The sequence below is a fragment of the Pseudomonas sp. FG98 genome, assembly GCF_057808595.1.
Map to the genome: position 1 here is coordinate 1 of NZ_JBMDIJ010000139.1, position 9,058 is coordinate 9,058.

Genomic DNA, 9,058 nt, shown 5'->3' on the forward strand with positions numbered 1-9,058 from the left:
GTTGTTGCCGCATAACTGGCTGCCGTTACGCAACCTGTAATGCCCGTTCGCTTACTGAGCAGGGTGCAGTCTGGCGTGCAGGTTGACTATCAGGCTCGTGGAGCCATCAGTCTCGTAGGTCAACCACTCTAACACCGCAGCCTCCTGTCCAGGCGTCAAGCCCTTCAGGGTTGCCTCGATCACCAGACTGGCGGCACGATCAGCGCCATGAACGTGAAAATCGTGTTCAAAGATGCGAATTGTGTCGAAGCTAGTGGTCCATAATACTTGGCGAATAGCATCGACGATGCCTGTTTTGCCCGCGTCATTCTCACCAATGAGAATGTTCATCCCAGGATTGAGCTGCAAGTCAAGCGCAGGGCTATTAGTTCCGTCGCCGAACGCCCGGAAATTCTGGGCAATAATTCGATGTAGGTACACTGAAACTCCTTAATAGCTAGCCTTCATTGGCATTAGCGCTCAATACCTGAGTTGCCATCACCGTTTATACCCGCCCGGCTTGATCGCTCCTGAGCGATGAGTACATAGCGCATGTGCGAAATGGTAACGGACGTTCAACCTTGGACGATCACTAGTGTAGCGGCATACCTGAGCCAGAACGCTCACAACGTCCAGCGCCGCCATGACAAGAGAGATCCCCATCAAAAACGTAGGAAGCCCTCAAATCGGCAAATTTGATTAGAGGGCTGCAAAACGACTCATCTTTAAATTTAGGCCCTAGCGGCCAGTCCTCCGTGCCAATCAGCGCCAACGCTGTTCTTCCTGCTCGATTAGCTGTCTTATTTTCTGCGCATTAGGTGTCGATGCGGCCTTACGCCGAACAGACACTTGTTCTGGTGAGAATGCGTTTGGCGCTTTATTGACGTACGCCGTACAGGCGGATTGAAAGCCAATCTCCCCAGCGCGGGCGCATAGCATTCTGCGTTGCGAATCATCGAAGAGCATTACCCGAATAGGATTTAGGCGCAGTAGCTCTCTCCATCTAGCATCCAATGAAACGAAGAAAGGTATGTAAAATGATCCAAGATGACTCTGGGTAGCCATTCTCTCCATAAGCCGAAGATGCATGATATCCCAAGCCATCGCTTTTACTTTAGTCAGAATTTCTTTCGAGGGCCCGGTGACGGGGCCAAAGAAAGGGGCTACGACTTTACTCGACATGCCTTGCCAAATCAGACTTAACTCGGTCATAGGTACGTATCCCAAGTCAGAGATACAAAAGTCCAAAAGCCCTGTCAAAATGCGATTCGGATCCTTCTTTTGAGCCATGTGCCACAGGTTGGCAAATCGCAGCAGCAGCACTTGCACACCAAGAGTGTGAGCTTCATGTTGCATGATCGCAGTACTGTCGTAGAGGCTGCGAATAAATATCTCGGCATCAGGACGAAGACGTTCTTTGAGACAGTCCTCCTCGAAGCTGAATTTTAATTGCCCAGTGGCGCCGAATAATTCCCAATCCATATGATCCAGCATACGAAACGCAACAACCGTATCTACCGGCCGCCTATTCTTGCCATTCTCACGAGATAGCCGTACGTTTTCATAGAGAAAGGGCAGTAAATCAAACTGCACATTTGGATTAAGCGCCTTCAGACGTAGAACCTCTAGTACCCGTTCGTGATTAATGCCGCCGATTGACTCTCTAAAGACTAATGCTCTCAAACGCTCCGCGAAGTTGGAGTCAAAGCTCAAGGAATAATCCATCAGCACATTTGATCGACCACCAGTCAACACAGACTGAACCCCTGTGTGCCGAGAGATAAAGGATGCCCGAGGCCCCTCAAAAATAGGAATAACGTATTCATTCGATGCAATACCTAGACCCATTTCAAGATCAACCGCACCTGCATTTTCCGAGCAAACAAGTGCGCGCATGTCGGCGAATTCTGCAGCCCGACTGGTTTCCATTTCTGCCCACGCACTTGGATTATTGAACACAACAGCGGAGTATAAGAGATCTATAGCAGAGTACTGATTCATAGATATACCGGGGTTGGGATATGGATTAAATTCATCAACTCACGCATGATCAATCACGCAGAGAACGTGCTCAAGCATCAATCTACTGACCATTTCCCCCTATGCATCTGCAGCACCCTTACGTTAGTGCTCACGGAAGTGCCTATTTTTCCTTACGTCGTAAAGCAATCTGCGACTAAATATTATATCACCATGATATCAGCCGTTAAATCTACGCGGCGTGCATCGCACATACTGGATAAGCTGAATAACTTAAGGAATATGGAGCGGACATCCCATGGAGATTAGCAGCCGGCGCGCATTCTTCTTAAGTCGCTCTTGAACCTCCACTTCCGGAAGATCCCACGCCTCAGAGAGCAGCTTCGCTGTAAGTTCAAAACACCATGGCTGTACGGTCCTGCCTTCGACTTGAGCAAACGGCCCATCGCTTTCTGGCACCACCCTATCCTTTGGCAGTTTCTTCGCCAGTGCTTTGCCTGAGGCCGAGCTGAACGCCGCAGGCCCTATACTGAACCAACAGCCGGCCTCTACCGCCAACTTGAGCTCGGTAGCTGTTCCGCTGAACCAGTGCAGCACCGCGATTCCGTAATCAGGATAAGCACTTAGGATCGACAGGACATCCCCAACAGCTTGGCGGGAGTGGATGCTAAGCGCCCGCCCTCCCAGTCGATGACACGTTTCGATGGTGGCGGTGAACACCTTCCTCTGCATTTCGTAGCTATGCTTGAAGCGCCTTGAACCATCAAGTCCAACTTCGCCGACCGCTTTCACCGGGCCGATTTGTTCCAGGAGCTGCTCCAGCTCCTTGTACCGCTCATGAATAATTTCTGGATGCAGACCCGGAGTGACTAGGACTTCTGGATGACTGCCAAGCACCCGGGTGGTTGCTTGATAAGCCATCGGGCTGGTTGTCACCAACCAAGTGAACACATTGCGCTTGAGCGCCTCTGCGTGAACATCACGAGCCTTGGGATATAGGTCGAGATGACAGTGAAAGTCGATCAAAGTATTCCATCTCCAACCAGTACGGCTTCAAGCTCGTCAATACCACTCGCTAACACCCTACGATACTGGGCACGCTCTGCTAAAGGTGCAAATGCCAGCGAAGCGCCAAGGAAGCTATCAAGCCCTTTACTCCTTGCAGTCAGTATTGCGAGTGCAACTGCCATAGGGTCATCGGGGCCACTGGATTTTTCGCTTCCTGCGAGGGATGGAAAGACATAGCGCGTCCCGTCTGACCCAGGTGACCAAGCGTTGAATGCGGCTCGGCGGATCATACAAGGAACGCAACGCCCACAATGCTTACGATTGTAAGTGCGGAATCGCCCGCAACTCGTGGAGTCGGAAGCCCATTGCTGAAGCAACGGTTGATTCAGGCATTCGCTCATCATCTCCCCCTTCGTCTTGAATCGATAGGGTAATTCGAGCTGAGCGGAAACGCCCAATCCATCCAAGACATTCTGGAGCTTACTGATAAACAGCGGATGAGTTGTACGGGTACTCAGGCTGGAAACCCGGCCAGGTACCAATGGTGGATTGACGCAAATGAAACCATTTTCTGGAATGAAGATGGTCGGGCGTGCATCACCCAGCTTGGACGCCGCCAACACGGCAAACGCGTAAAAAGCCAATGAGCGGCCACGAGTTGACGGCTCTCTCGCACCCTTAAAGCCAATGCCGTGGCTCCACTGATAATGTGAGCCAGGTCCACTGAGCATCGCTGCATAGTGTCGTTGCCGCTCCGAATCTTCATGGGCGAGTTGAGATACGAACAATGGTCGTCGCCCCTGAGCAACCAGGTCAATGCCACCGATGAGGCTATCGAGCCCACCCGAAAGCAGCGAGACGCAGTCATGATCGACGATCTCATCACGTCCTTGTGGCGGCGCGGCGCCCGCGTCGGTGAAGATCAATGTCCAATAATCACCGGTCAGAACCTTGAGCATTTGCTCCAGATCCTCTTTCCATGGCTGCCATCGCAGCGGCTCGTGCAACCCAATGGAAAGCTGGATAGTGCGCGTCCAACCGTCTGCACTTGTGCTGCGCAAGCCGCATAAGTCTGCACTGCATACAGCAAGACAGAATTGCACAAAATCCCAGGTAGCCGGGGTCGGGTGAAAGCCCTTACGTTTAAGTGAGCCGTGCCAACCGGCAGCAATGGTGCCCACCCCTTCTCGCCTGGCACTCTTGAAATAGGTGAATGCCCGCTCTCCCACGGCGAGATTTTCAGGAAGTCGCTCCACGGTCGTGCAGATAACTTTAATCATTCTGCGAACACCCCTAACGCCGTTTCAAGTACCACTTGGGCGAGACCTTGCGGGTCGAGTTGTCTTGGCAGGATTTGTTCCATGACCGCGCGTACCTCGCCGTGTACCCATTCCTTGATATCATTACGCAGCGCCTGAATCTCTCTCGGTTGGTGTTTGAGCTTCTCGTAGGTCTGCCCCAACTGCAGATCCATGCGGTTACACACCTCATTGGCAATCGTGTAGCCGATGACGTCGGCGATCTGTTGATCTGAGAGACTGAAGATGTCGACTTGCGGATCTTGCTCGTAGAGCATTGCCATAGCGTCGGCCGCCGCATTTCGCAATGACTCATCATCGATACTGCCGGTGTCGGGCATAACCTCTCTGATCAGTTCGAGCGCAAGATCGTTAGCCGACAAGTTGGCGCCGCGAACGCGCTGCACCCAGTCTCTGACGCGCGCATCTGTGCCGTCCCGAACGGCCTCCAGAAACGCACCGAGTCGACCTGCACCCTGTGCGGTGCCGCGCATGGTAGCAGCGGCCCGACCAGAGCCACCCATGCCTTTGCTCACCATGCTCTTGGCAGCACCGCGCAGCGCATCGCGGCCACCGCCGCCTAGGTAATTCGATAATTTGGAACGAGCCGGTGCAAACCTGCGACCCGGAGCGAAATCTGGATTCCCTGCCTCCTGCGCAGCTCCCTCCCCTACACCTTCACCAGAATCGCCATCGGCGCCGCCCGCAGCATCATCTCCCGGATCTTGTTGTGGGCCGTTTTCATCGCCCGGATCTGGAGGCGAGCCATCGCCATTGCCGCCTGCGCCATGATCTAACCACTCAGGGTCGAACGGGGAGCCGCCTTTGCCCCCACCGCTGGAAGTCGAAGTACCCATTTAGATTCCCTTCTTTACCGGTGAGCTGATTGCGTTTTTGGTCGCTTTTTGAACTTCATTGACGTCTTGCCATGACTTGAGCGTTTCGGTGGCCCAGGGCTGACGTGAAAGCGGAGGAATGATGCCCGGGCCAATGTCTTTCAATGGCGCCTGATTGAGTAATAAGGCTGCCTTTTTCCCTAACTCGGGGAAGGTTTTGCAGACTTCAATCAGCATGAACACATCCCTGGCAGCCTTCCACGTGCGTGATGACGCGTTAGCCTGCCATGCTTTCGTCATTGCGATCTCGGCCTGAACCTGACCAACTTTGAGAATCAAAGCGGTGAGCTCAGCATGACCGCTTGTGGCCAATTTTAAGGTATCCCTGAGCTCCCGGGATTCCGGTGTCATGTTGTCGTCGCCGAAATCGCGAGTTGCGGTATCGCGACTCAAATGGAGCAAAGCCCTTAGATCTGAAGCTCCAAGAAGCGGCGCTAAATTTAGCCACTCTCTGGTAAATGCATCGTCTTTGAAAGGTGGCATTAAAGCGCCACCGGCTTCTACGGCCGCTTCGGCGACTTGCAGAATCTCAACTCGGCCGTCATTTTCAGAGTTAACCATCGCCGCGAGATTATTGGCGAGCGTCTCATCGTAACGTTCCAATAAATGCCATTTGGCCAATGATGGAATGTCCAATTCGATACCCTGAGGTTCCGCCAGGGCACTGCGTAAGAAGACGGTATTTAGAAATCGCTTCATAAGCCTTGGGTTTGCGCTCACGGCTGTGGCCTGGAACATCAGAGACGCAAGCCCCTGAGCCAAGTCCATCAATTTCACCAGTTCTTGATCGGATCCTACGAGCCTGTAGAGAAACTCAGCCGTAATCGTCTCGCCCTTCCAACTCTGGCGCAGGCGAGAAGAAATCGACTCCTTAGCCGTTTCGAAATTTTCAATGGAATACTGTCCATCTTCTGTAGCGCGCTGCAGCAGAAGAAGTACCAGATAAGCCTTGGCTTCGTTGACGCCCAACCTGGGCACATGAAGCGGCACTTGAATCAGCTTGTCGAAATAGTTCGTCGCGATATCGCTGGTGATGCCTGTGCCTTCGAAGTGAACCTTGACCGCTCCGCGAATAAATTCATTGTCCGCTGCAATGACAAATGCCGTTCTTTTGATAAACAGAAGCAGCCGAATAGATTCAAGTGTCGAGATCGCGGTTTTTGGCAAGCACCTATCGAGATCGTCGACGAAAACCACCAGCGTGACTTTCAGCTCATCCAAAAGCTTTTCTAGTGCGACTCGGAACGCTTGAATTTCATTGGGCAAAGAAAGTGGTTGGCCGGGCTTGATCAGACCGCCCAGGCTGCTCAATTCCACACCTTCTTCTTTGTCGTCGCCGGACTCTTCCTCGTCCTCCGATGCCCCCATCAAACCGACGACTTTGCCTATCGCCTTTCCGATGGACCCAACAGGGATGCCGGTAGTAATAGTCACAGCCGCCTCACCGCCCAGCTGCGCCAACCGAAGAAGATTGATTCGCTGCCAAAGCCGTTTCGCCTTGTTTCGCAGGCTTGGGTCTTTCTCAGCCAGGCGCAGCACTTCGTCACCGACGATCTGTAGCAAAGCACTGCGTGCGCTTTCAAAATCCTGGTACAGCCAAGGGTTGAACGTGACCACCACGTACGTGTTCTGTTTCGCGTCAATACCGGCAACCGCACCGCCCCCTGAACCAACAGCACCAGCGCCAGCAGGTTTATCGGTCTCCTTCAAGCGAGATGCAATCATCTGGACGAGCGAAGACTTACCGGCGCCCCACCCTCCGGACACGCCGATGGAGATAGGTGCCCCACCCGCACGCCGTAACAAACTAGCGCAAGCATCTGCCACGACACCAAAGTTGAGGTAGTCTATCGTTGTTTCGTTGTCGTGCCACATGACTGAAAATCCGTTTCGCGAAGGTAGAGGCCAAGTGAGTGGCCATTCATTTCCCAATGAAGTACGGCTTTGAGCCCTTCGTCCGGGAGCGCGGATCGAGTCTAGGAGGTTTGATAGCCAAACGCCATCGCTATCCGCATCACTCGCGACTGTGGCTCGAGCAGAGCTTATCGGAAGCTAAGAAAGTAGAGATGGGCGCTCTGGGTCTATCCCCGTTAGGCTAAAGTGTAAAATCAGACGTGCGAAACGCTACTCTCTCAAAACTCCTAAGGAAAAATCAGTATTGGGGCAAAAGTGGGGACAAAACCCATTTATACAAAAAATCGTTCCGCATAAAAAATCCAACTATCGCTAAGTAGTTGGATTCTCAATATAAATATGGTCGGGACCGAGTGATTCGAACACTCGACCTAGCCCCTCATGCTGCTATCACCATATTCCAGCTGCGAGCCCAGAAAATCTGCGGGAGCTCGGCCGATCTGCGGCATGTATGCTTCGGGCGTAGGCGGCGAAACGCCGACCTCTAGTGCATCTAATAGATCCGCCCAGTATTGCATCATCCTACGTCTCGGCTCGACGTATTCTGCATGATTGTATGCAGCCCGAATTTGGTTGGCATCAGCGTGTGAAAGCTGCGCCTCAATCCACTCTTCTACAAAGCCAACCTCGTTGAGCGCCGTCGAGATGGTGGCCCTGATGCCATGACCGGTGAGCCTTCCTTTGTAACTCATCCGACTAATCGCGGTGTTAAGGGTATTTTCACTGATCATTTCCTGCGGTTCGTATCGGTGAACCAGCAGATACCGTGCACCGCGCGTCCTTAACTGCATCAGCCGCTGCACAATTGCAATTGCTTGAGCAGACAGCGGAATCACATAAGGTGGAATCTCATTCCCCTGTGTTCGAACACGACTCCGGAGTTGCTTCACACCCTCCGGCGGCACCAGCCAGATCCCCTTGTCGAGGTCGAATTGTTCTGGCGTCGCCGCTCGCAGCTCTCCTGTACGCACCCCTGTCAGCAGCAATAGACGGATACCAAGCCGTGTCGCTTCTGCACCCCCATAATGGGTGACGGTCCTGAGCAGTCCTGGAAGTTCATTTACCTGGAGGAAGGGATTATGGCGAACTGGCCGCGGCGTCTCGGCAACGATATCAAGATCTGCTGCTGGGTTCACATCAACGAGCCCTTCCGCCATGGCAAAACGAAAGATCTGGTTGAGCCAGGTGCGTACCTTTCGAGCAGAGACCAGCGCCCCTCTGCGCTCAATTCGCCTAACGAGCTCCAGCACGTCACCACGAGAAATATCCGCGATCGGGAGATCGCCCAAACACGGCAGCATGTCCTTCTTCAGGTATTTGCTGGCTTGCCCTGCACTGCCCTTCTTACTTTTCGTAAGTTTTTTACTTCGGAACTCATGCCAGCGATCAGCAACCGCTTCAAACGTGTTGTTGGCGGCGTGAGAGGCTTTCTGCCGCTCGGCACGACGATGTGATCGGGGATCGATATTGTTGGCCACCAGCGCACGTGCAGCCTCTCTCCGCTGACGAGCCTCCTTGAGACTCACGTCAGGATAGATGCCGAGGGAAATACGCAATTGCTTGTCATGCCAATAGAAACGGAAATGCCAGCGCTTCGAACCCGTCGGGGGCACTTGCAGAGACAAGCCATCTCCGTCGGTTAACGTATAAGGCTTGCTGGCGGGCTTGGCTTGCTTGATCGCTGTATCTGTCAGAGCCATCAGACGCCTCCTTTTGCATCAAGGAGGGAAATACAACTCAGCGGTAGACGGACCAATACGAAAATTGATGCGCAAGAAATCGTAAAAGGCTGTGCCAGCGGTGTACTTAAATGTGTACTTAAAAACCGTGGCTGGGGATGGATTCCAGTGGAATTCAGAAAACGAAAAAAGCGGCGCAAGGCCGCTATTTCCGTGGCTTCCAGGCGTTCAGTGGGCCTTAGTGGAAGCAAATATGGCGCAGCGGACGGGACTCGAACCCGCGACCCCCGGCGTGACAGGCCGG

7 protein-coding genes are annotated in these 9,058 nt (G+C 53.2%); all 7 read right to left on the bottom strand.

Annotated features, from left to right (window positions below; all coding sequences use genetic code 11):
- Window positions 1-51: 51 nt before the first annotated feature.
- Complete coding sequence (locus ACODSK_RS31545; protein ID WP_489021916.1) at window positions 52-420, bottom strand: AAA family ATPase; 369 nt, start codon at window positions 418-420, stop codon at window positions 52-54.
- 321 nt (window positions 421-741) lie between these two features.
- Window positions 742-1,980 carry a hypothetical protein gene (locus tag ACODSK_RS31550; protein ID WP_489021918.1) on the bottom strand — a complete coding sequence of 413 codons (1,239 nt, stop codon included), beginning with the start codon at window positions 1,978-1,980 and terminating at the stop codon, window positions 742-744.
- Window positions 1,981-2,232: 252 nt separating this feature from the next.
- A complete protein-coding gene (gene qatD / locus ACODSK_RS31555; protein ID WP_489021920.1) occupies window positions 2,233-2,985 on the bottom strand; it encodes a Qat anti-phage system TatD family nuclease QatD in 753 nt (250 codons plus the stop codon).
- Window positions 2,982-4,247, bottom strand: coding sequence for a Qat anti-phage system QueC-like protein QatC (qatC, locus tag ACODSK_RS31560; RefSeq protein WP_489021922.1), 1,266 nt, complete (start codon window positions 4,245-4,247; stop codon window positions 2,982-2,984). The genes qatD and qatC overlap by 4 nt, the downstream gene beginning before the upstream one ends.
- Window positions 4,244-5,122, bottom strand: coding sequence for a hypothetical protein (locus ACODSK_RS31565; protein WP_489021924.1), 879 nt, complete (start codon window positions 5,120-5,122; stop codon window positions 4,244-4,246). Before ACODSK_RS31565 ends, qatC begins: the two co-directional genes overlap by 4 nt.
- Window positions 5,123-7,036, bottom strand: a complete 1,914-nt coding sequence (locus ACODSK_RS31570; protein ID WP_489021926.1) for a KAP family P-loop NTPase fold protein — start codon at window positions 7,034-7,036, stop codon at window positions 5,123-5,125.
- Between the two features lie 410 nt (window positions 7,037-7,446).
- A complete protein-coding gene (locus tag ACODSK_RS31575; protein ID WP_489021927.1) occupies window positions 7,447-8,775 on the bottom strand; it encodes a tyrosine-type recombinase/integrase in 1,329 nt (442 codons plus the stop codon).
- Window positions 8,776-9,058 lie beyond the last annotated feature (283 nt).

What these genes read in the sequence shown, in the direction of transcription:
- ACODSK_RS31550 (WP_489021918.1), bottom strand. Translation starts at nt 1,980, where the DNA reads ATGAATCAGTACTCTGCTATAGATCTCTTATACTCCGCTGTTGTGTTC.
- qatC (WP_489021922.1), bottom strand. Translation starts at nt 4,247, where the DNA reads ATGATTAAAGTTATCTGCACGACCGTGGAGCGACTTCCTGAAAATCTC.
- ACODSK_RS31565 (WP_489021924.1), bottom strand. Translation starts at nt 5,122, where the DNA reads ATGGGTACTTCGACTTCCAGCGGTGGGGGCAAAGGCGGCTCCCCGTTC.
- ACODSK_RS31570 (WP_489021926.1), bottom strand. Translation starts at nt 7,036, where the DNA reads ATGTGGCACGACAACGAAACAACGATAGACTACCTCAACTTTGGTGTC.
- ACODSK_RS31575 (WP_489021927.1), bottom strand. Translation starts at nt 8,775, where the DNA reads ATGGCTCTGACAGATACAGCGATCAAGCAAGCCAAGCCCGCCAGCAAG.